Annotated in this window: 20 protein-coding genes; 11 read left to right on the plus strand and 9 right to left on the minus strand. The window is 48.2% G+C overall.

The features are described 5' to 3' along the window. Positions 1 to 56: 56 nt before the first annotated feature. Complete coding sequence (locus AB3R30_RS18120) at positions 57 to 800, plus strand: SAM-dependent methyltransferase (protein ID WP_458650613.1); 744 nt, start codon at positions 57 to 59, stop codon at positions 798 to 800. Between the two features lie 22 nt (positions 801 to 822). On the opposite strand, the gene AB3R30_RS18125 is transcribed toward AB3R30_RS18120, so the two are convergent. Both AB3R30_RS18125 and AB3R30_RS18130 read right to left on the minus strand, forming a co-directional pair. Continuing rightward, positions 823 to 1,620, minus strand: a complete 798-nt coding sequence (locus tag AB3R30_RS18125; RefSeq protein ID WP_458650614.1) for a pentapeptide repeat-containing protein — start codon at positions 1,618 to 1,620, stop codon at positions 823 to 825. A gap of 72 nt (positions 1,621 to 1,692) precedes the next feature. Then, complete coding sequence (locus AB3R30_RS18130) at positions 1,693 to 2,358, minus strand: hypothetical protein (RefSeq protein WP_458650615.1); 666 nt, start codon at positions 2,356 to 2,358, stop codon at positions 1,693 to 1,695. A 199-nt stretch (positions 2,359 to 2,557) separates the two neighbouring features. On the opposite strand from AB3R30_RS18130, the gene AB3R30_RS18135 reads away from it, so the two are divergent. The 3 genes from AB3R30_RS18135 (at position 2,558) to AB3R30_RS18145 (ending at position 6,338) form a co-directional block, all read left to right on the plus strand. Continuing rightward, positions 2,558 to 4,084 (plus strand): hypothetical protein, encoded by a 1,527-nt coding sequence (locus AB3R30_RS18135; protein WP_458650616.1) that lies wholly within the window; start codon positions 2,558 to 2,560, stop codon positions 4,082 to 4,084. A 51-nt stretch (positions 4,085 to 4,135) separates the two neighbouring features. Continuing rightward, complete coding sequence (locus tag AB3R30_RS18140; protein WP_458650617.1) at positions 4,136 to 4,618, plus strand: glutathione peroxidase; 483 nt, start codon at positions 4,136 to 4,138, stop codon at positions 4,616 to 4,618. A 430-nt stretch (positions 4,619 to 5,048) separates the two neighbouring features. After that, positions 5,049 to 6,338 (plus strand): GspE/PulE/PilB domain-containing protein, encoded by a 1,290-nt coding sequence (locus tag AB3R30_RS18145; protein WP_458650618.1) that lies wholly within the window; start codon positions 5,049 to 5,051, stop codon positions 6,336 to 6,338. Positions 6,339 to 6,341: 3 nt separating this feature from the next. On the opposite strand, the gene AB3R30_RS18150 is transcribed toward AB3R30_RS18145, so the two are convergent. From AB3R30_RS18150 to AB3R30_RS18170, 5 genes are all read right to left on the minus strand, one after another. Further along, positions 6,342 to 7,598 (minus strand): GNAT family N-acetyltransferase, encoded by a 1,257-nt coding sequence (locus AB3R30_RS18150; RefSeq protein WP_458650619.1) that lies wholly within the window; start codon positions 7,596 to 7,598, stop codon positions 6,342 to 6,344. Positions 7,599 to 7,719: 121 nt separating this feature from the next. Then, a complete protein-coding gene (gene aroF, locus AB3R30_RS18155) occupies positions 7,720 to 8,781 on the minus strand; it encodes a 3-deoxy-7-phosphoheptulonate synthase (protein WP_458650620.1) in 1,062 nt (353 codons plus the stop codon). 61 nt (positions 8,782 to 8,842) lie between these two features. Next, a complete protein-coding gene (locus tag AB3R30_RS18160) occupies positions 8,843 to 9,421 on the minus strand; it encodes a photosystem II biosynthesis protein (RefSeq protein ID WP_458650621.1) in 579 nt (192 codons plus the stop codon). A gap of 16 nt (positions 9,422 to 9,437) precedes the next feature. Further along, positions 9,438 to 9,707 carry a 30S ribosomal protein S15 gene (rpsO, locus tag AB3R30_RS18165; RefSeq protein ID WP_458650622.1) on the minus strand — a complete coding sequence of 90 codons (270 nt, stop codon included), beginning with the start codon at positions 9,705 to 9,707 and terminating at the stop codon, positions 9,438 to 9,440. Positions 9,708 to 9,843: 136 nt separating this feature from the next. After that, complete coding sequence (locus AB3R30_RS18170; protein ID WP_458650623.1) at positions 9,844 to 11,652, minus strand: polysaccharide deacetylase family protein; 1,809 nt, start codon at positions 11,650 to 11,652, stop codon at positions 9,844 to 9,846. Between the two features lie 736 nt (positions 11,653 to 12,388). Between AB3R30_RS18170 and AB3R30_RS18175 the strand changes: the two genes are divergently transcribed. The 3 genes from AB3R30_RS18175 (at position 12,389) to AB3R30_RS18185 (ending at position 16,826) form a co-directional block, all read left to right on the plus strand. Next, positions 12,389 to 13,981, plus strand: a complete 1,593-nt coding sequence (locus AB3R30_RS18175; RefSeq protein ID WP_458650624.1) for an ammonium transporter — start codon at positions 12,389 to 12,391, stop codon at positions 13,979 to 13,981. Positions 13,982 to 14,312: 331 nt separating this feature from the next. After that, complete coding sequence (locus AB3R30_RS18180; RefSeq protein ID WP_458650625.1) at positions 14,313 to 15,215, plus strand: GDSL-type esterase/lipase family protein; 903 nt, start codon at positions 14,313 to 14,315, stop codon at positions 15,213 to 15,215. Positions 15,216 to 15,269: 54 nt separating this feature from the next. Further along, complete coding sequence (locus AB3R30_RS18185) at positions 15,270 to 16,826, plus strand: SagB/ThcOx family dehydrogenase (RefSeq protein WP_458650626.1); 1,557 nt, start codon at positions 15,270 to 15,272, stop codon at positions 16,824 to 16,826. Positions 16,827 to 16,840: 14 nt separating this feature from the next. On the opposite strand, the gene miaA is transcribed toward AB3R30_RS18185, so the two are convergent. Beyond that, positions 16,841 to 17,848, minus strand: coding sequence for a tRNA (adenosine(37)-N6)-dimethylallyltransferase MiaA (gene miaA, locus AB3R30_RS18190; protein ID WP_458650627.1), 1,008 nt, complete (start codon positions 17,846 to 17,848; stop codon positions 16,841 to 16,843). A gap of 181 nt (positions 17,849 to 18,029) precedes the next feature. Here miaA and gyrB point away from each other — a divergent pair, with 181 nt between their 5' ends. From gyrB to AB3R30_RS18210, 4 genes are all read left to right on the plus strand, one after another. After that, on the plus strand, positions 18,030 to 19,967 hold the full coding sequence (gyrB, locus tag AB3R30_RS18195; protein ID WP_458650628.1) for a DNA topoisomerase (ATP-hydrolyzing) subunit B: 1,938 nt from the start codon (positions 18,030 to 18,032) through the stop codon (positions 19,965 to 19,967). Between the two features lie 43 nt (positions 19,968 to 20,010). Then, positions 20,011 to 20,151, plus strand: coding sequence for a hypothetical protein (locus AB3R30_RS18200; protein ID WP_458650629.1), 141 nt, complete (start codon positions 20,011 to 20,013; stop codon positions 20,149 to 20,151). A 197-nt stretch (positions 20,152 to 20,348) separates the two neighbouring features. After that, the gene (locus AB3R30_RS18205; RefSeq protein ID WP_458650630.1) at positions 20,349 to 21,173 is read left to right on the plus strand and encodes a hypothetical protein; all 825 of its coding nucleotides are present in this window, start codon (positions 20,349 to 20,351) and stop codon (positions 21,171 to 21,173) included. A gap of 52 nt (positions 21,174 to 21,225) precedes the next feature. Continuing rightward, positions 21,226 to 22,746 (plus strand): serine/threonine protein kinase, encoded by a 1,521-nt coding sequence (locus AB3R30_RS18210; RefSeq protein WP_458650631.1) that lies wholly within the window; start codon positions 21,226 to 21,228, stop codon positions 22,744 to 22,746. Positions 22,747 to 22,905: 159 nt separating this feature from the next. On the opposite strand, the gene AB3R30_RS18215 is transcribed toward AB3R30_RS18210, so the two are convergent. After that, positions 22,906 to 23,151, minus strand: coding sequence for a hypothetical protein (locus AB3R30_RS18215; protein WP_458650632.1), 246 nt, complete (start codon positions 23,149 to 23,151; stop codon positions 22,906 to 22,908). Between the last annotated feature and the right edge of the window lie 155 nt (positions 23,152 to 23,306).

Raw genomic sequence — 23,306 nt, forward strand, 5'->3', positions numbered from 1 at the left:
TCTGTCCACCCTTCATTTCTCTATCAACACACTATACGCAAAGTGAGGGTATCACCTTGACTGGAATTTTGCTGCGATCTCACTCCACAAAGAAATCGGTTTCTGAAAAAGAAGTCTTTTTCTGTCCTGAAGAATCCCATTTTTATTCCCATTGTTTAGAACGACTTGTCTTTAATCACTGCAATGATACCGATACAATTATTGAGTTTGGCTGTGGGGACGGCACCCCGGTAATTAATTCGTTAATCAGAACGAGCTTTGTGGGTAAAGTTCATGGCTATGACCTGAATCCCTCAGCCTGCCAAGTGGCTCAGTCTAGAATTGAAGCCTATGAACTCGATCATCAATACTTCATTCACAACGGATCATTTTTTGAGACTCCTAGACCGACGGCTCAATATTTAATTGCCAATCCTCCCTATTTACCAGCACCCGACAAGGATATTTATATGCCCTTGCTGTATGGGGGCTTCGATGGTGCCACCATTACCAATTCTTTACTCACACTCAACTATCCCAACGTCATGGTGTTGGTGTCTGGCTATTCTAATCCAGTGGGCACGATCGAGCAGGGGTTAAAGCATGGTTATAGTGTTGAAGATTTTATGGTGACCCCACTGCAATTTGGCTACTACAGTTCTGAGCCGAAGGTCAAAAACCACATTGCAGCGCTCCGCAAAAATCATCAAGCGTTCTATTCTGGCAATACTTACTTTTTGGCAGGGGTGCTGTTTAGAAGGCGGGATTTAACCGATATAGATTTATCGAGTGAACTGGTTCGAGTGGTAACTGCCTTATAGCAAATGAATCAAAAGATGGTGCTTAGTGTAAAGGAGGGCGATCGCCCCAAATTACTCCTTGCACTGCCGCTGGATGAAAGTAGCAATTTTCTACATTTGCCCAATGCAAATTGGCATGGGTAAGAACGGCATGGGTAAAAATTGCCTGCTGCAAGTTGGCTCCTTCCAAGTTGGCACGAAGTAAGCAGGCACCACTCAGATTTGCCCCCTGCAAAATTGCCCCTTTCAGGTTTGCATCTGCTAAGTTTACCTTCCGCAGATTTGCCCATCGCAGATCTGCCCCTGCCAAATTTGCACTGCTCAGATCTGCCCCAAATAAGTAAGCGCCACACAAATGAGCTTGGGTGAGATTAGCCCACCGCAGAATAGCTTGGTAAAAATGAATTTGGCTCAGTTCTGCTTCATGCAAATTTGCACTACTCATGTCGGCGTTTCCTAACTCAGCACCTAAGAGCAAAGCATGGCTTAGATCGGTGCGTTGCAAATGCGCCCCGGTTAAATCAGCTTCACGCAGGTCGGCTTGGTGTAGTTCGGTGCCAATTAGGTTGGCGTGGCTGAGATCGGCTCCGCGCAAGTTTGCTTGGGTCAAGTTAGCTCCAATCAGGTTGGCATGGCTGAGGTTGGCATAGCTAAAATTAGCGTGGCTCAAATTTGCATCTATCAATTCGGCATGGCTGAGATCAACTCTGGGGAAATCAAGCGATCGCCCCCATTCGGTGCCACTATAGGTTCCTGCATCCTCACTAAGATGCGATCCATTGCGATGCAAGGATTTTCTTAACTGTTGCTTTAACTGAGTTAAATATCTAATGTCCGCCATCCGCTTTTTGCCCTTTATCCATCGGAAAGCGCCCTTGCTTCTTCGTTTATTTTCGCACTGGATGGAGCCAGTTTATTCCAATCGTTCTGCGTTGGGCGATCGCCCTGCCACACTTTCGATCGCCGACAGCACCGCATGAGAAGCCGCTAAAATATCGCGTTCCTCACCTCCTAAATACAAACGCCCAAAGCTACCGACCGCCGACACTTGCAAAATGTTGATCAGCGCGGCTTTTTCGGCTTCGTTGGCTGCCAATGCTGCCCAAGCTGCGGGTTCCACTTCAAACACATAGAGCGTCTGCCCAGACATAATCATTTGTCCCCGGCGGGTGCGGTTGATCAGTTGAGCGTGGTGCGGGTCGATATTACGAATGATTTGGCTAGAGAGAACGCGGGGTTTCAGGCAATCTTGGCGACGCACTTCCAAGGTATCCAAAATGGCTTTGCCAGCGGCTTGAAGTTCACCTTGATTCGTGGAATGTAGCTCTAATAGACCATAGAGACGTTCTACCATGAGTACGCCGGGACGCACGACCGCCGATTTCAGCGCCACATCAGTAATCCGGTTGATTTCAATGCCAGGAGAAATTTCAATCCAAAGGGAAGCATCGCCCGGAAGGGGAAGAAACCCAATCGAAACGGTTCCTAGGTAAGCGGCGTGCTGTGCTTGCAGCCGATCAATATAAACGTAGCTACGCAGGTCAACGCCCAAGAGTTTATCTAGTCCGGGTAAACTCATCTAGTATACGGTGTTGAGTTTGGCGATCGCTACGAAAGCTTGCCACAAAAAATTGCGTTAGGTTTTACTATGAAAGAAGGTTGGTTGGGTTGCCTCATCTCCACGAACCCTCTAAACCGCTACCAGTTGGGAATTGGACGATTCCCGTAGAGAGTCCTGTGGAAAGCGTCGCTAATGTTTCACGAACGCCACACCTGTCATGCCATCTGATCCATACCAAAGTCAGGTTTTTCGGAAGTTGTTGCGCCAAACGCGCCATTGGCTCGATCGCCGTCAGCAAACCGTGCGTCAGGTGCAAGTCGCTGCCAGTTGGAGCGCCCAAATTTTGATCTATCCGGCATATGCCCTGTTTCAATCGGCGCGATTCGTGAAACAATCCCTACAGGAATCGCTGGGCAAAACCCTAGGAAAGCCGCTCCAGCAGGATTCATCAAGCCTACTAGCTACTGAAAATCTTGTTGAAATTGAGATTCCGCTGCAATCAGAGCCATTGCTGTTCACCGCAGAAACTGTATTACACAATGTGCTTCAAGTGGTCGATCGCTTTGCTTTATCAGAACGGTTACCGATTGGGCTAGAGCCACAAAAGATGCGGATACGGGCGATCGCCTGCTTAGTGGAAACCCAAACTTTAGTATTAGTCACTCAATCCAATCAAATATTGGATGTATTAAATCCCTATCAACAGTATGGACTGGCGCAGCGGATTAGTTGGGAAGTAGCAGACTATGCGCGATCCCAGCGTCCTAAAAGTTTGCCCAAACAAGTGATTGAAGCAATGCAAGGGGCGCGATCTCGATTACTGGCTCGGTTTCGCCCCACAACGACTCGTTCTTTGACTGCTACATCTACCGTGTCTGTGGATACTCCGATACAGCAGTCAATGTTGGCAGTGCGCGACTATGGGACAGCGATTGATTTTAGCCGCTTGCCGCCATTGCCTGTTGCCTCCACGGCTCTATCTGCCCCAGCTTCTATTTTTATTCGGGGAGTCGCAACCCAGTTAGAGACGAGATCGCTGGTGCTAGTGACCAATCGCAATACAATTCTGGATATTTTAGATGCTGCCCAACAAATGGTTTTGCAGCAGCGGATTGTCTGGGAAGTTGCCCACTATCGCCGCTTTTTGCGGTTGCGCCAGAGTGAAGCTCAGGGTGATCTCGTGCGATCGCCCTCTGCCAACAGCCCAGTTTTTCCCGGCGTGCGCCCGTTTTATCAGTTAATGGCATGGATGCAGCAGGGGGCTGTGGCGATCGCCACCAATCTATTTAAGGAGGCTGACTTGGTAGATAGTTCAGCCTTGACAGCACCACTGCTCCCTAAAATTAATTTTACCCACCTTAATTTCACTCAAATCCGCAATCGCGTTACGGCTGCCCTAGCTCCCACCATCCCTCGTCCTGAGCGATCGGTGAAGACTGAACTGACGATTTCTGAGCGCAAAACTTTACCCGTAACGTCCACTAAGGCGACCCCTAAAACGACTCCGGTGATGTCTGAAAAACCAGATCAGTCAATCCTCAAAAGAGAGCGATCGCCAGACCTAGCGGCTAATCTAGATACCCCCCTTTCAGAAATCATTGATACTGAAGCAACGCTGATGGGCTACGAGCTAAGTTTGCTAGAACGAATCATGCGTCTACTAGATTTCTGTTTTTTATGGGTTGAGACATTGGTTCGCCTGCTGTGGAATGGCTTACTGAAACTGCTTCCTAAGGGCAAGTAGTTGCCTAAAAACCGCTAGGATATTGATGGGAACGCATTTTTAGGAATTAACATGAGCAACGCGATCGCAGATATTTCGGTTAAGACCATCACAGGCACCGAGCAATCTTTAGGAGACTATGCAGGTAAGGTGCTGCTAATCGTTAATTTAGCGTCATACTGCGGCTACACGCCTCAATACACAGGGTTGGAAGCGCTCTATCAAAAGTATCACGCTCAAGGCTTTGAGGTTTTGGGGTTTCCTTGCAATGACTACGGCGCGCAAGAACCAGACAGCACCGATAAAATTGCCCAATTCTGCGAAACCCGTTATGGCGTAACTTTTCCGCTGTTTGATAAGGTTCATGCTAAAGGTGCTGACCAGCATCCGCTTTATGCCCGGTTGACCCAAACCGCCCCGGCTGGCGATGTGGCGTGGAACTTTGAAAAGTTTTTGGTGAATAAAAAGGGTGAAGTAGTAGGTCGCTATAAAAGCGCTGTGGCTCCCGGTTCAGCAGAACTGATGGATGCGATCGCAAAAGAGCTGGCTGCTTAAAAAGGTTAGGCGTTGACGTTTAGAGTGCGATCGCTAAAATTTAGTCAAAGATAGATAAAACATCAGTAGTAGCAGGTTAATCTTGGCATTGCTGAATGCAAACATGATTTCCGCTATAGGGGTAGCGCCTTGTGCCTACCCTCACTAGATGAAGGGCAATCCCAAGGGATTGCCCCTACGAATTTCATGTTTCGATTCAGCAACGCGGGTTAATCTTAGATAAGAGTGCATCTTAAATTAAATCAGGAATGTTTGACTTGCCAGCATCTCCCTACTGATCCACTTCGCAAACCTGTATGATATGAATTTATAATTTTTGATGAAAAGCTTACATCAAAAACCAGGTCAGATTTTTGACTTTATAATTTGCTAAAGTTCAGCGACAGATTAGCATAGTGTCACTAAGATTCACCCGCTGTATTGATTTCCTATGGTGTCTTCAAATGGCAATCCATTAGACCCTCAAAAGTCCTTAAACGATAGGCAAAGCGATACCGCTAGGCTCAAAACAGATTGGATGTCTCAAGTCAATACCGAGCAAGCCTTTCGCTTAATCGATAGCATTCTGCCCTTTGAAGCCTGCTTATATCATCAAATTTTGCCGCTTGCTCTCGAAGGAAGTCGGTTAACCCTAGGTATGGTCGATACTGACGATACGACTGCGCTCGACTACGTGCGTCGGATTCTAGCGTATATGAATTGCTCTTTAGTGCCTCAACTGATCGCTTCCGACGTTCATTATGCAGCACTATCCGCCTATCTCAACTATGCAGACACTCAAAAAAAGGCGGTCAATGTTGCTCCTCAGCCCGTGGCTAGACGCATCGCCAAAAAACTAGCTGAGCAATCGGTCAAGCGGTTTACAGAAGAGAGGACCTTGGAGAGCGAAGAGCCTTCTGTCTCTCAGGAAGCCTCTGCTAAAGCAGCTTATGAATATCCAACGTTGGTGGTAGATAGCCCGACGACCTTACCGCCCTTGGCGATCGCAACTAATTTGGCAACTCAAACAACTGTCGATACTACGCAAGTCGGGGTTGAAGTGACTGAAACATCGGTTCAAAAGAACTTTACGCCCCTATCGACCCAAACCTTACCTCGATTGGAGATCTATCCGGCTCATTTATCTGCCCCCCCGGAAGTATTAGCAGCACTTGCTCCAAAAGAATTGCTTCAAGAATTGCTTGCTCGAATCTTGGATTGGGGAATTGGGCGACTTTATTTAGAGCGGCAATCTCAGCAGGGAAGAATTTTGTGGAGCCAAAATGGGGCAGTGCAGGCAATCTTGAACGGTTTAGAGGTGAGTAAATTTGAGGGTGTCATTCATGAGCTAAAAGTGTTAACTGAGTCCTCGATGGATGTGGTTCAAAAAACTAGACAGGTAGAAGTTGAACGACTTTATCAAAACCAGCGGCTGTTATTGCGCTTACGATTGATTCCGGGCAAACATGGTGAAGAGGCAACGCTGCAAGTATTACGAGGAGCAGCACTCAAGTTCTATAAACAGCAACAGTTGGTCAGCATGGGGCAGGAAGCTATGAGTCTGTCTCATCAATTGCAGGGCAAGATTAATGAGCTATATGTGCATAGCCATAGGCAGGCAATCTTATTACCTGAAAACTTAAACACGCTACCGGATTTGATGCGATCGCTCAAGAGTATGGAACATCAACTGCACGAGTTGCAATCTCTCAAGTTCGATGAAGTATCAGAAGAAGCTTAAACGTTAGAAAAAGTCCCAGCAGAAGGGTGATTTTGCCTGCCAAGCGGCATCCAGTTTTGATAGCAAAGTAGAGTCGCCCTCAATGTCTATTGCCCCTAACCAGTGCAGTTCTACAGCAGATCGCATTCCACAAAATAGCTGAGTTAAGTGTTCAATAGACACCATAATACTGGCAGGAGCGGATTTTTGAGTACAGTACATTTTCTGATCGGCAAATTCTACAGAAAACTGCTGATTGCCCAGTATTGGATCGATAATATGAAAAGCGATCGCAAACGGCTCTCCAGGATTGATTGGGCGCAGTTCTAAGGCTTTTCCTACATCCACCAACCGCCACATAAATCCCCCGCCGGTTACTCCAAATCGACGGGTGAAACCAAATTCAAAGGGTTGTGGAGGTAATGCTGGATCGCACCGTTGTTCGCTCAGCAAATGGGGAAAAGGGTCTTGTGGGTCGGTGTTCCAAACAATTGTAGTAACTTGATCTCGTAAGGATGCCAAAAAACCAATTAGTCCGCGATAGGCGGCAGGAGTCAGCGCCACCCACTCTTGCACCGCGATCGCCCATTGAGTTTTGGTGGGTTCTAAATGGGTAAACTCGATTACTATATAGCCCAGCAGCGGTCCCGTTTCAGCGTAACCATAGATTTCTCGTCCGCCCTCCGGTTTAAAGAAACCTTTCCAGCGATTGGGTTCTCGTTGTAACCAGCCATTGTGTTGCTGTGCAGCTTTAAGGTAAACGGTTTTGATAGCAGTTTCCAGGTCATCTTGATAGGGAACGACCTGCACCCGTTCAGGATAGAGCGGCAGGTGACGAACAGAAACTTGATACTGGCGCGTTTCTCCCACCCACGCCCAACCCAACTTGCGATAAAAGCCGTGCTGAAATGGATACAGCATCGATAAGGGAATCTGCTGCTCGTGAAATAGTTTCAGGGCGTGTTCAATCATGCCCTGAGCAATTTTTTGCCCTCGTCGCTCTGGGGCAACGGCAACGCCTGCAACTCCCGCCATCGGGAATTCTACTCCTTGAAAGAACAAGGCTAGCTCTAGATGGCGATAGCGTCCTGCTAAATGACCAGCCTGATCTGCTAATACCCAACCCTGTCCGCCCGGTGGATTGAGTAGCTCGTCCTCCATCTCTTTTTCCACATCAGCTTGCGATCTCGTTGGCACAAACGCTAACCGCGCCAAGTTGATAAATTGGGCGCGATCGCGCTCTTCTGCACGACGAATTGTAAATCCAGGCAGATCAATCATGCTCAATCTCTACTCGTATAAATTTCAGTTAGAAATTTTATGCCATGAATTATTAGCCACAAAAATAGGGGCATTTTGCGAATACCCCTACTCAAAATGGTATCAAATTTTAGCTTGCTGCCTAGACTGCCGCTAATGCAGGCTGCTCAATCCAGCGACCCATCGCCTTACCGACCACTGAAAGTTCTCGCATCAATTGGTCAAACCGCTCTGGAGTCAAAGATTGCGGACCATCCGACATCGCTTTCTTAGGATCGGGGTGAACTTCAATCATTAAGGAGTCCGTTCCAGCAGCAATAGAAGCGGCTGCCATAGAAGGCACATATTCCCACTTCCCGGTGCCATGGCTAGGATCAATCATGATGGGCAAATGGGTGAGCGATCGCAATACCGGAATACAAGATAAATCCAAGGTATTACGAGTGTACTTGCTATCGAAAGTGCGAATCCCGCGCTCACAGAGAATCACATTAGAATTGCCTGCTGCCAGAATATATTCTGCCGCCATCAACCAATCTTCAATCGTTGCCGCCATGCCACGCTTTAGCAAAATGGGTTTTCCTTGCGCGCCCACCTTTTTTAACAAAGAAAAGTTTTGCATGTTACGGGCACCAATTTGGATGATATCAGCGATCTCTGCCAAAGGCTCTAGGTCTGCTGCATCCATCAATTCAGTAATAATACCTAATCCAGTCACTTCTCGCGCCTTCGCCAGCAGCCCTAAAGCGCTTTCTCCATGTCCTTGAAACGCATAAGGAGACGTTCTTGGCTTGTAAGCTCCACCTCGAAGAAACTGGGCGCCTGCTGCTTTTACGCGCCGTGCCGTTTCCACAATCATTTCTTCATTCTCAACCGAACAAGGACCCGCCACCACGACAAGAGGATGCTGTTCCCCAAACGTAATGGCTCCATTCGGCGTAGAAACAGTGACTTCACTCGGATCACCTTGCCGATACTCCCGGCTAGCACGTTTATAGGGCTTCTCGACTCGCAAGACTTCCTCAATCCAAGGGCTTGCCTCCTGAATTTGTCGGGGGTCCAAATCGACTGTTTCACCCACTAGCCCAATGACAACCTTGTGACTGCCAACAATTTTTTCTGGGCTAAGTCCCCAACTTGAGAATTCTTCAGTCAAGCGGTTAACTTCGACTTCTGGAGAACCAGTTTTCATGACCACAATCATGGGTTTTTATCCTTAGGTACGGTGTGAATGATGTGCAAAGCACAATCTTTGATGAGAGGAGTTATGATGCTTTCTGCCGCGCTTCCCGCCAAGATGCGATCGTCCGTCCAAAATTGGTTCTAAATTCGCCCCAGCCAAACCAATTTCCGACCCGATCTTCATCCCAAGAAGCAGAAAGGGCACCATAGCTAAGACCTAAAACGCCCAATCCAAAGAAGCCTAGACTTACTAGCAAAACCACCACAGAGGGAAGTTTAAAGTAGTGCTGGCTCACAACAACGTAACTAATCACAAATGTCAACATTCCAAGACTAGATGGAATACCAGAAAAAAGCGCAATTCGCCTAACCATCCGTCTACTAACGACTTCAGGAATAGAGGACGGATTGGCAGGGGAAGACACTGTAGTTTGTCCACCCTGTTTTTTCACTTTTGCTTTCTCTAAAGAAGTTTTTTTATTAGAATTCGCGGTAGATTCAGATTTTGGATCTTGCGAACCACTTTGACGAGCCTTTCTACGGTTTTGTAGTGGCTCAAATGGTAAACGCGGAGAACTTGCAAGATTGGTTTCCTGATGCAGCCCCGCAAGTTCTTCAGGTTTATTTTTATTGTTCGATGTCTTCCAAGATTTTGATGACATACTCGCTTTTCCTGAATTAGCCGCGAATGCCCAGTTTAGTGATCAATGCACGGTAGCGGGCATTATCGCCAGCTTGAATGTAGGCAAGCAAGCTCTTTCTTTGACCAATCATCTTTAATAGACCCCTACGAGAAGAGTGGTCTTTTTTGTTGGTTTTCAGATGTCCACTGAGGCGGTTAATTCGTTCAGTTAGCATTGCTACCTGTACATCAGCAGAACCTGTGTCAGTTTCGTGAACTTGATAGGAGGAAATAATTTCTTGTTTTTGCTGTTGCAGCAGAGCCATGGGTCGTCCGAGTTTTGAGTTTACACAAAGTCAGCAGTCTTTAATAATAGCATGGGGGTTAAGGATCGCTGAAGAGTCAAAAAGCAACACTAACAAAACTGCTAATTTTATAACTTTATAAAGTTATAAGAAATTTTTAGGGGGAGATGGAGGATGTTACGACGGGGCAGGTGCCTAAGTCGCCTGGGGGCGGAATTAAACCGACGACGTGAGGTACGGCACGGGGTTCATAGGCTACGAGGGACTCGCCTTTAAATGCTAAAGAGGTGCTGGCACCTGAATCTAGCATGACGGCATCTCGAAATCCTACTTTAACAAGCGCTATGCCCAAATCTACAGAGCCGATGGGTTCGGTAGAAACGCCAATTTGAGGTTGTCCTTGTTGGTTGATGCCCCAAAACGCACGATGCCTCAATTCATTGACGCTATATAGCCGACCAAACCGTTCTATCGGCTGAGGTTTCCCATTTTCAACTAGCCAGCCAGCGGCAACAAATGCGTCAGTTACGGTGGGCATCTCGGCTTGGATAGCTGCTAATGTATTGTGCTTTTTGAAGTTAAAAGGAATAAATTGGACTGCTTCTGTGCCGATTAAAACGAGGGGCCGATTTTCTAAAAACGGAATTTCACCACGCTTGCCGGGAATAAATTGACCATGGCTTTGGCTATAAATTGGACCTAGCATCTCGTTTGATTCAAGCATTTCTAATGAGAAGAAGGTGCCATCCACGGCGGCAATTACAGGAGTATTGGCGATGATTTGAGGGATTTGCCCACGGGTATTGTAGTGAATCGTGACTGGCTTGCCGCCTGCAATAAAAATAAATGGGGTTTGATTAATGGTTCGATCGAATCGTTGTACGGGAGAGGTGAAGTTGAATCCTGTGCTAATCGATGGCATGGGGGAGCCGCCCCATGCAATATCAACCATTTCTTGAATACGAGATTGCCCAATTCGCCCGATCGCCAATAGGCTTTGTGATTGACCTGCCAGTTGCTCATCGGCATCGTTCATTGTTAGAGCTGCGGTATATCCTGCTGCTTGCACAGACTCTAGGGCGGCTTTGTCAAATTTGCCTTCTGGATAGGTGAAGTAGCGAATGGATCTGCCTAGCTCTGCTTCTAGAATGCGTTTAGATTCCTGGGTTTCGAGCAGCAGTTGAGCCGGAGTTAGCCCCTCCATCACAGTGTGGTTGACGCTGTGAGAGGCGATCGTGATGAGGGGATCTTTCACCATTTCCCGCAGTTGCTCCCAGTTAAGGCTAGAGCGTCCCATTTGTTTGCCAACTTTAACGGTATAGATCGAAAAAAGTGCGGGGTAGTTATATTTCTTTAAAAGGGGATATACATAGTCATAATGCCCTTTGTAGCCATCATCGAAGCTGAGCAAAATCGGTTTGGCTGGTAATGGGCTGCCGGTGCGGAGATGCACCACAAGCTGATCCATGCTGATGGGAGTTAGCCCTTTTTGTTTGATTAGCTGTAGGTGCTGCTCAAACTCTTGGGGTGTGACATCAAAAAACACCAGTTTTTCCGGCAGGATGTCGTGATACATCATGACGGGGACTTTGGCTTCCCGTGCCAAAGAATTGATTTCGGGAAAAGGGCTAGGACTGAGATATGCCATAACTTGAGGGGCAATCTGACCGACGATCGCGCCCATCCCAAAAGCTGGCTGTTCAACCCAATTGGCGGTTTGAGAAATGTTGCTAATGAGTTGAATCAACCCATTGGTGGTTTGAGTCACTTGGGTTGGTGGGCAGTCGGGATTTTTGACAGGTGCCAGCGGTTCTCCAACGGCAGATTGTTCAGGGGTGCCATTGGCATCCAAGGATTGAGCAATAGTTAGGGCTGCTGAGGCAGGGTGCGATCGCTCAATTGCACAAAATAGGAGCGGCGTAATCACAGCGATCGCCAGTCGCGATCTTTGTTTAAAAGAAATCAAAGGACTCATTCGATTGAATTTGATAAAAAACTTATCCACGCTGCCCATAGTTCACCAAGCTTCATAAGTTCCCTAGACATATCTACTCTATAACGATAGCTTTGTCAGTTTTTTTGACGTTTTTTCGCGAATAGATTACGTCTTTTTTGGTCTAAGTCCTTATCAGCGGTGATTGTCTTGAAATCTTACTAGCCTAGAAAATCACTGGAACGGATTTTACAGAGTGTTATTTGAAGCTTTTTCATACATCGGCAAGGTTATCATCGACTAGGTACTTGGGCATAAAAATTGCTCCGTACAACCCCCGGCTATCACTGTCCCCCTTAGTAAGAGAGACTACAGGGAGTGTATTCAATTATGTATAAATACTTAGCAAGAGAAAATAACAGGTCGCCCAATGCCTAGCAGTTATGTAGTTTATAAGGGTGTCATTTTTTTAGCGTTCAAGAAAGAGAATGAGTTTTGTATAAAAGATTACAGAATAACCAGGTCGGAAAAGATGGAATTCATTAAGGGTTATTTTGTTTTTTTCTTTAGACATCCTTAAAAGGTGTGATGACATCTATCAATCTATGCGTTAAGCATCTGAATGTTCGCTTCAAACTTTTTGAAGTCTTGCGATCGCTCAGGGTTCCGCTGATTGCTCAGTTTGCTCACCTTCCTAAGTAATTAGGCTTGTAACTAGGATGCCGTTCATCAAAGTGTCGCTCATTAATCCAGTGAGGAATTCCTACTAATGACCATGAAAATTCCGTTTAAGCCTTCAGCCCGGAGGAAGCAGCGTTTAGCACCAATCCAAACGAACCAATGGCGATCGCTCGATTGGTACTCTAGAAAGCTATCCCCCAGCGCTCAAGCCTGTATTCCGCTGGCTCTGATCATTGTATTGATTTGGGGATATGAAGCGTTTGCCCAAGGTGCGCCTACGTTGGCAGATGTCGCAAGAACCACTGAAACCCTAAAAGTGGGTCTCGACACCATGTGGGTGCTGGTGGCTGGCATGTTGGTCTTCTTCATGAACGCTGGTTTTTGCATGTTAGAAACTGGCTTCTGTCGTCAGAAGAATGCTGTGAATGTTCTCGCTAAAAACCTGATTGTGTTCTCCCTTGCCACGATCGCATTCTGGGCGATCGGATTTGGGTTAATGTTCAGCACTACTAGCGGTGGTTTCATCGGTAGTGGCGGCTTGTTCTTAACAGGTGCGGACAATAGCCCAGCCACAGGAGACGCTTATCAAGGAATCTTTAGTGCGATCAGTTGGACAGGGGTGCCCCTGCTGGCAAAATTTTTCTTTCAGCTTGTCTTTGCCGGAACTGCCGCCACGATCGTATCTGGAGCCGTAGCAGAACGCATCAAGTTTGTGAGCTTTTTAATTTTTAGCGTGTTATTAGTTGGCATTGCTTATCCCATAACAGGTCATTGGATTTGGGGCGGCGGCTGGCTAGCAACGTTGGGCTTCTGGGATTTTGCCGGTTCAACCGTGGTTCACTCAATGGGCGGATGGGCTGCCCTAATGGGTGCCGCGATCCTTGGTCCTCGTTTGGGCAAATATGGAACAGACGGTCACTCAAACGCACTGCCTGCACACAACATGAGCATTGCCACATTAGGCGCTCTAATTTTGTGGTTGGGCTGGTTTGGCTTTAACCCTGGTTCGACGATGGCAGTGGGTGATGGTTCGCTAATTTCTCACATTGCCATTACGACCAACACAGGGGGTGCATTTGGTGGTATTGCTGCAACTATCACGGCATGGCTTTATCTAGGCAAGCCGGATCTGTCCATGATCATCAACGGCGTTTTGGCAGGTTTAGTAGCAGTCACAGCAGGGTGCGCCTTTATTACGATTCCAGCCGCCGCTGTAATTGGTACGGTTGGTGGGATTTTAGTCGTGTTTGCAGTAGGGTTCTTTGACAAGCTTAAGATTGATGACCCGGTTGGGGCAACTTCGGTTCACCTAGTGTGTGGAGTCTGGGGAACTTTAGCGATAGGTCTATTTGCAGTGGGACCCAGCGACGTAGCAGGTGCATTGTATTCAGCAGGTCCAAAGGCAGGGCTACTCTTGGGTGGTGGAATTGAACAGCTTTGGTATCAATTTGTAGGTGTTATGACAGTTGGCGGCTTTACGGTTCTGGTTTCTACTATCTTCTGGGTAGTATTGAAGTCAACCTTAGGTATCCGAGTGACTGAAGAGGAAGAGCTAATCGGTCTAGACATTAGCGAACATGGTATGGAAGCGTATGCAGGGTTCGTGAAAGACAGCACGGGTTCTACCTCTGACCTATCCGGTGGTGTGGGTAGCCCTGGAGTTGCCAGCCGAAATTATTAAGCCAAACGACAAAACTGAGTAGCTATTGCTTGGAAAATTAGATTGACTTAATAGAGGCTTTTTAAAGATGAGGTGGAAGACGAAGGCTTAGGGATGCATGAGTATGAAGAAGCTGAAGGCGAAGGCACTATAACTGAAATGGACTTTGCCACTAAGATTTCTAAATTTTAACTTTTGCTCAACTAATTTCTTTGCACTGAAATCTAGTCACAAATAAAGGCTATCTTAGTGGCTGCAAACAGTTTTTGAACTGATTTGTAACCGTTGCTAAGATAGCCTTTACAATCTGATCGAATGTGTTTGATGGAAGTAAGTGTTTAGACGTTTTAGCGTGCCAACCTGGGCTATTCCCTTAAGTTTAGTGAGTGGGCTGCTACTCCCAATTGTGCTGCTGAGTGTTCATCGAGATAGTGTGCGGAGTTCTTCTCAAGTTCGCGCCTCTACGGTTGAGGAACCAACGCCATACTCAACGCCCCATGTATCATCAGCCAGTTCTACTGCTGCCAATGGTGATTTTGGAGTGCGACGGCAGTTGAATTATGCCGAATGGGTGGAACTGCTAAAACGGGAGGCGATCGCGATCGCGGATCAAACACCGACCCACTTAAAAGTTTTAGCGGGGGATTCCTTAAGTTTATGGTTTCCGAGCAATCTGCTGCCCGCAGGAGCTACTTGGCTCAATCAAGGCATTTCGGGTGAAACGTCCTATGGGCTGCTGAAACGAGTTAAGTTTTTGGATCAAACCAAGCCCCAAACTATTTTTGTCATGATTGGAATTAATGACTTAATTAGAGGGGTGAGGGGTGAAACGTTGGTTGCCAATCAGCGAGAGATTGTGCGCCATCTTAAAGCCGCCCATCCCCAAGCGAGAATTGTGATTCAATCGATTTTGCCCCACGGCGGCGATCGCGCGAGTCGGCGGTATCTTGCCTCTGTCAAAGGTGATCCGGCTGCCAAAGAGCATCCCCTGTGGGTGGAGCGATTGCCCACGATTTCAAGCCGCTGGATTCGCACAATTAATGAAAAACTAGCGCGGGTCGCCCAAGATGAAGGCGTAGAGTATTTAGATTTGCACAGCGATTTTGCAGATGCCCAGGGTTACCTTAAAGATGAACTAACCACCGATGGTTTACATTTGAGCGTTGCTGGATATGCCCTTTGGCGATCGAAGCTAGAGCAAGCGGGCGAAGTTGTTGCCAAACCTCCCATTTCGCGTTTGGGGACTTCTCCTTAAGGAAGTGGCACTTTTTTAGAAGAGAGTGTCAAGATTGGGGTAGGAGATGAGCAAATGCCGAATTCCTATATGCCCGAACCGACTGTCTCGATCGCCCAGCACTATCACGAGAGAACCAAATACGATCCCAGAACGATCAACGCTAAAAGTAAACCACCGGATTGGAATCAGCAACCCATTCCGTTCAAAGAATACAAAATTGGCAGTTCGTTTGATCTCAAGCCATTCCTCACGGAGAATCCTGAAAAGTTTGCCGATGATCCTATAGGCAAGTGGTGGCAGCGGATTTCTCAGCTTTTGTTTTGCAGCTATGGCTTAACAGGTATGGTTCCTACGGTTGGCGAACCTCATTATTTGAGGGCGGCTCCCTCAGCGGGTGGGCTTTACCCGGCGGAACTCTATCTAGTGTCGCGGGGGACTCCTTTAATCCCCGCCGGGTTGTTCAACTATCAAGCGCGTACCCATTCCCTCATGCATTTTTGGGAAAACGACCTGTGGACGAAGCTCCAAGCCGCTTGTTTTTGGCATCCTGTTTTAGAAAACACTCAGCTAGCGTTAATTATCACGGCGGTTTTTGGGCGATCGCAATGGCGGTATCAAGATCGTGCCTATCGCCGTGTGTGTCTCGATAGTGGACATTTGTTAGGCAATCTGGATCTAACCTGTGCCATGAATGATTATCGCCCTCATTTGATTGGTAGCTTTATGGATGAAGGCGTAAATCAGGTGTTGTATTTGGATTCTGCTCAAGAAGGCGCGATCGCCGTGCTGCCCTTGGCTGATTTGCTAGAAGTTCGCCAAAATCTCCCCCTTGCCAAAACCATTACTGCCACTCGCACCCAAACTGAGTATCCCAACCTTGCTGATGGTGAACTCCTGTTCTACTTTCATCAGGCAACCCAAATTGACCTGAATGAAACCATGAAGGTCAACTGGAAACTGTCGCCTACTGAGAAGCAACGCACAGATAAATACAATTTTCCGTTTTGTACGAAAGTGCCAACGGCAACCGATGAGATCGCCTGGGGAGACAACCTAGAAGGTCTAGAAAACACTCTACTCAAACGCCGTTCCACTCGATCCTATACGGGAGAGCCGCTTACTTTTGATGAACTGAAACACCTACTAGACTTCACCTACCAACCTCAACACTACAGTGAGCAAGGGTTAGATGGAACGCCCGACTGTTTTGATCTCAGCTTGGTCGAAACCTTCATGGTGGTTTCTTCGGTGGATGGCTTAGAAGAAGGTTGCTATTACTACGCGCCGAACTCCCAAGAACTTCGCCAAATTCGCTTCAAAAATTTTCGCCAAGAGCTACATTTTCTTTGTTTAGGACAAGACTTAGGGCGAGATGCGGCGGTTGTTCTGTTTCACACCGCCGACCTGAAAGCCGCTGTTGCTACCTACGGCGATCGCGTCTATCGCTATTTGCATCTAGATGCCGGACGGCTAGGGCAACGCCTCAACTTGGCAGCGATTCATCTCGGTTTGGGAGTAAGCGGTATTGCTGGCTTTTTTGACGATCAAGTTAATGAAGTACTGGGAATTCCGATCGATGAAGCCGTTTTGTACATCACCACCCTCGGTCGTCCTCAAACTTTTCTCTGAGCCAAACCTCGCCCTTAAGCTTTATAAAGATTCTGGGTGTTCTGCTGCAAAAATTCTTGAATTCGTTGCCAGACCTGCGCTTCTAGATCAAAGGCATCGGCATCGAACCATTCAATTTCTGGATAAGCGCGAAACCAGGTACGCTGGCGTTTGGCAAATTGGCGTGTGTGGAGAATAGTAGCGGCGATCGCGTCCTTTTGCGACATCTTACCCGCGAGGAATTGCTTAAACTCGGCATAACCCAATGTATTCAGCAACGGCAGATCAGCCCCATACTTTTCACACAAGGACTCTACCTCTGCCACAAAACCCTGAGCAATCATCTGGTTTGTGCGCTGAGTAATCCGATTGTCTAGTTGAGGTCGATCGCCGCACTCTAGCCCAATCTGCAAGATCGGGTAAGTAGGCGGCTGCTCTCCCTGCTGCGCTGACATGGGTTGTCCAGTCACATAAAACACTTCCAGCGATCGCAGCGTTCGCACTTGATCATGAGCATGAATTTTGGCAGCCGCCGCCGGATCAACCCGTTGCAGCATGGCGTAACACTGGTGTTGTCCTAGAGTTTGAAGCTGCGATCGCAGTTCCGGCTGAGGCGAAACCTTGGGAATTTTGAGTCCTCTCGTAATAGAGCGAATATAAAGTCCTGTTCCACCTACTAACAGCGGCACAATCGGGATCTGAACCTGTTCCCTGTTCCCTGTTCCCTGTTCTCTGTTCCCTTTCCCCCGATGAATAGTTTCAATGACCTGCTGTGCCTGCATTTGATACTCTGCCAACGTTAGCGTTTCCGTCGGTTCGCAGATGTCAATTAAATAGTGCGGCACCGTTTGCTGCACGGCGATCGCGGGTTTTGCCGTGCCAATGTTAAATTCTCGATATACTTGGCGGGAGTCAGCACTAAGAACGACACCATTCATCCGGTTTGCCAGCGCGATCGCTAAACCCGATTTTCCCGTTGCCGTCGCCCCACAAATCACAATCAAAATTGGTACTAAAGTATTATTTTCCGTCAGATTTTCCATGAAAACGAAGGTTGAATATTGGAAGGCGGTTAAAGTGATAGTCAAACCCTACTGTAAACGGTTCAGGAAACCTATCCAAAAGCGCTTATAAGCCTTTTGTGCTATAATCTTAGATAGTTTTGGTCTTCTAAAGCTTAAATGCAGTTTTAGACCCTATTATTTCGGCTGGAGCGCTAATTGCATGGCAGATAACTACGGTGCGGAGCAAATTCAAGTCCTTGAGGGGATTGAACACGTTCGTAAACGTCCAGGGATGTATATCGGTAGTACGGGTCCCCGTGGGCTGCACCATATAGTGTACGAGGTTGTTGATAACTCTGTAGATGAAGCGCTAGCTGGGCATTGCAAAAATATTGAAGTGACGCTCAACGCGGATGGCTCAGTCACTGTAACGGATGATGGGCGAGGCATTCCCACAGGAATTCATCCCCGGACTGGGAAATCTGCTGTGGAAACCGTCTTGACTGTTTTAGGAGCGGGTGGCAAGTTTGGCGGCGGCAGCTATAAGGTGAGTGGCGGTCTTCATGGGGTAGGTGTTTCTGTAGTTAATGCCCTATCCGAGTGGTTAGAGGTCACTGTATGGCGTGATCAAGGCATCCACACCCAACGCTTTGAAAGAGGTATTCCGATTGGTATTTTGGAAGTTGAACCGGGAGCGGGCGATCGCACAGGCACCTCCATCACCTTTCTGCCCGACAACACCATTTTTACCACTGAAACAGCGTTTGATTATGTCACCGTGGCAGGTCGCCTACGGGAATTGGCGTTCCTGAATGGCGGAGTTCGGATTACCTTCACCGATAATCGTTTAGACCTACTCAAAGCCTCTGAGCCGCACGTCGAAGTGTATTTCTATGAGGGTGGCATTCGAGAATATGTCACCTACATGAACCGTGAAAAGCAGCCGCTTCACGACGAAGTGGTATACGTGCAAGGGGAGCGCAACAACGTTCAGGTAGAAGTAGCACTTCAGTGGTGTGCGGATGCTTACAATGACAACTTACTGGGTTTTGCCAACAACATCCGTACCGTGGATGGCGGCACCCATTTAGAAGGCTTGAAAACGGTTTTAACCCGCACTCTGAATTCCCTTGCCCGTAAACGCAACAAGATTAAAGAAAACGAGTCTAACTTGGCGGGGGAAAATATCCGGGAAGGCTTAACAGGCGTTATCTCCGTGAAGGTGCCTGACCCAGAATTTGAGGGGCAAACTAAAACGAAGCTAGGCAATACAGAAGTACGCGGTATTGTGGATTCGTTGGTCGGCGAAGTGCTGATCGAGTATCTAGAATTTCGCCCCGGTGTGGCAGATGCCATTATTGAAAAGGCTGTAGAAGCGTTTAAGGCAGCGGAGGCGGCTCGTAAAGCCCGTGAACTAGTGCGGCGCAAGTCGGTATTGGAATCGTCTACTTTGCCGGGTAAGCTGGCAGATTGCAGCAGTCGCGACCCTTCAGAATCAGAAATCTTCATTGTGGAAGGGGATTCTGCGGGCGGTAGCGCGAAGCAAGGGCGCGATCGCCGTTTTCAGGCAATCTTGCCGCTCAGGGGTAAAATCCTCAATATTGAGAAGACGGACGATGCCAAGATCTACAAGAATACAGAGATTCAGGCACTCATTACCGCTCTCGGCTTAGGCATTAAGGGCGAAGACTTTGATGCAGCGCAGTTGCGCTACCACCGCATTGTGATCATGACCGATGCAGATGTGGATGGTGCCCACATTCGTACCTTGATCCTCACCTTTTTCTACCGCTATCAAAGAGCCATGGTGGAGCAGGGTTATATCTACATTGCCTGTCCGCCGCTTTACAAAGTAGAACGAGGACGCAGCCATAATTACTGCTATAGCGAACGCGATCGCGACCAAGTGATTGCGGCCTTCCCCGCCAACGCCAAATACGACATTCAGCGGTTTAAAGGGTTAGGCGAAATGATGCCAACCCAACTGTGGGATACAACGATGAACCCAGAAACGCGCACCCTGAAGCGAATTGAGATTGAAGATGCCGTTGAAGCCGATCGCGTTTTTACGGTACTCATGGGCGATCGGGTTGCCCCTCGCCGCGAATTTATTGAAACCTATGGCTCCAAGCTAAACTTGGCTGACCTAGATATTTAAATTCAGGCTCCTGCTGAATCTGCTACCTTCTCCCTGATATAGAATGCAATCTAGAAGGGTTGGACGGTTTGCCATGTTCATTTATGACCCAACCTTTAAGGAACGGGCTGACCAAGCAGCCGAACAACTGGCAGATTTGCTAATGCGGTTACGCGATCGCGGGATTGATCCAGACACGCTTTGATAGTTTCTCAAGCGGTGTGTTCTTTAATATAGTCAGAACGCTACGCACCTTGATAAATTGGATCAGGAAAATTTGAAACTTTTTGAACCCTTTATAGTCTTAAGCAAAGTGCAGAGTCTACGGTGCGGAGTGCGGAGTTTTGAACTCCAAACCCTAAACCCCGAACTCTAACACCCGTCCCCTATCCTAATGCCCCTATGAATTCAGTCATCCGTCGGTTTTTTGCCGCGATCGCCGTGTCTAGCGCGATCGGCACTGCTACCTCGGTTCAAGCTGTGTCCCTAGATATTGGCGGATTGCGCTTTGGGGAAATTTCGGGCAACTTCAACCTCGTCAATGGCAGACTTGATCCCGATGGATTTTACACCATTGAACAGGAAGTATATGGACCTGACACCAACCTGTACATGAGCATTGACGGCTTTTCTAGACTATGCAGGAGGTGTTCCTATGTGGGAATTGGATTTCAGTCAGTCCTCATCAACTTAACGGGCACCCCCTGGATTTTTGTAGACCATGAACTGCAAGAAGTGTATGGCACTCCCAGCCCAGAAGCCGATGGTTTGTCATTTGGTCAGTTTTTACCTCAGTTCAGACCATTTACCTCAAGCCACTTCAGCACCTCAGAAGAAGAGATTGATGTGCGAGATTATGTGAACTTTTCGGGTGGCGTTGTTGCACCCGGCGATAGTGTTGTGTTCCGCTATATTTTCACGGATACCAGCCCACTTGACCGATTTTTCCTATTGCAACGTCCTAATTTTCAGCCGCGAATTGGGTTTATTGATCCCACTCCACCGCCGCCGCCAATAGCCGTACCCGATCCACCGCTACCGCCGCCGCCAATAGTAGTGACCAATCCACCGCTGATTGACCCGCCGATCGCAGTTGAGCCGACCATTCCGGGAGGTGAAGTTCCAGCAGAAAATAGTTCGGCAGCCGTTCCAGAACCTACCACTATTTTGGGAGCGCTGATGTTTGGGGCGATCGCGATTCGGCAAAGACTTCGACGGAAAGATTGAGTCAAGCGCAATCAAGGGTTAGCATGGAAAAACTTGTTAACTATCCCTGTCCATGCCTCTGACCATTGGGACGACGCTTCATCATGGAAAATATCTGATCAATCGCGTTTTGGGGCAAACTGACCTGGGCGCAACCTTTCAAGCAACGCAAGTTCAGCAAAACCGACCCGTCCTTCTTAAGGTTTTGCAGCCTAACTCTGATTTGGGTGTAGACGGTACACCGTTAAAGCAGCGTTTTTTGGAGCAGATTCAGCGGTTCGCTCACTGTAAACATCCTGGGTTAGTGCGCCTGATCGATTCGTTTGAAGCAGAGGATGAAGCGATCGCGGTTCTAGATTACACGCCAGGGCAACCGATGCTGGAAGTGGTGCATACCCAAGGCGCATTGGCAGAATCTCAGGCAGTTCACTATATTCAGCAGGTGGGTTCAGCCTTGGCGGAACTGCATGATAAAGGGCTGCTTCACCGCAATGTTACGCCTAAAAATGTGATTCGTCCGATTGGGTCTAATATTGTTGTGCTAGTGAATGTGGGGCTGCTGGATGCAGCGGCGTTGGGGATTGCAGCGAACAAGATGCAGTTGCCAGTGCAGGAGTATGTGGCGATCGAACACTATCAAGCTGAGTTGACGCACACTCCAGCAACCGATATCTATGCGTTAGCAGGCACGCTCTACTTTTTGCTCACTGGCTACGCGCCCTTGGCGGCTCCCCTACGCCATCGATCGCCCCTCCCCTCCCCTCGTCAGCTATGTCCCCAACTTTCCGCTACTGTAGAATCTGCTATCTTGCAAGGATTAGAGCTAAATGCAAATGATCGCCCTCAAGCAATCGCAGAGTGGCTAGCGTTGTTACCTGCACCTAATAGCATGGGCGATCGCAATTCCCATGTGGTCTTGGATGCTGCTAACGGATCTACCCTGCCGCAAGCCGCTGTCGTAGCCTCTTCGTCACAGCCGCCCTTATCCGCAAAATCTGCTTCCCTGCCAACCAAACGATTTCCTCAACCTAATTCAAGCATGACTCCTTCGCCGCTGACCCTGAAATCCACATTTCCTAAAACCCTACTGGCAACTGCGGCGATCGCGGCGGCTGTTGGGTTAGGAGCCGGATTAACCCTACGAATGATGGTAAGCTCCACGGGACCAGGCACCTCGATTTTTCATACCGAGCAAGCCTTTCCGCCCTTTGAAAATTGGCCCGGTGAAGCTGCGCCCATTGTTCCTTCTAGTTCCTATTCGCCCCCGATGGTTGAAGCGCCAAACCAACAGAAAGAGCAAGAGTACCGCAATCAAGCTCCCTCTCCGGCGATTGAGCAGCCTGCGGTTGAAGCAGAAGCCCTTCCCCCGCCAGCGGTTGAAACTCCGGCACCTTTAGAAGTGAGTCCTCAAGTTCCGGCACCAAGTCCTACGCCCAACGCGATCGCGCCGACTCCTAATTTACCCGCGCCTCCAGAGCCAGAACTGCCTCCTGCGGTGATTCCGCCCCCGGCTCCTGTTGAGGTTCAACCCGAACCCGAACCTGTTCCGCCTCCCCCAGCGGTTGCACCCAGTAGCGAGATACAACGGCAGTAGAGTAACTGAGATTAGCGACAAGGATATAAGATTAAATGTCTCACCAGCCAAATTGGGTTGGGGCGATCGCCGTCGCGCTTCAGGGCGCACCACCTGCTGAAATTGCTCCATTATTTCAGCATATTGCTCTTTTCACCCCATTAACGATGATATGGAGCGCTATGCAGGGAGATGATACAAACTGTGATCCGTTGCACCTGATAAGGCAATTTCATACGCATCCTGCCATTCTGACCGCCCCCCCAGCAAATCTTCTAGTGTATGGGCTTCTGTAAATGTGAGTTCGCCCACTTCTAGCGCATAGGAAATCCGCCCCACCAAAATCAATCTGGCATCACGGGGCGCCTCGTTTTTCAGCGCCAGTTCGACAATTTCTTTAAAGTCTTCAAATCGTTGTTTGCTCATGATTCAAAGCGGGTGCGATCGTAAATGTCCATGCTACCGTCTCTAAAGATTAGAACTACTCTATCCAGACGTTGGTTCACCGATTGGGGCGATCGAGGTAGTGGCACGACCCGATCAAGAATTCAATTTCAACTTGATTGAGCCAACTGGCATAT

It is taken from the genome of Sivoneniella epilithica UHCC 1019, from assembly GCF_040830845.1.
In the GTDB taxonomy this organism is placed as follows: domain Bacteria; phylum Cyanobacteriota; class Cyanobacteriia; order Leptolyngbyales; family Leptolyngbyaceae; genus ULC077BIN1.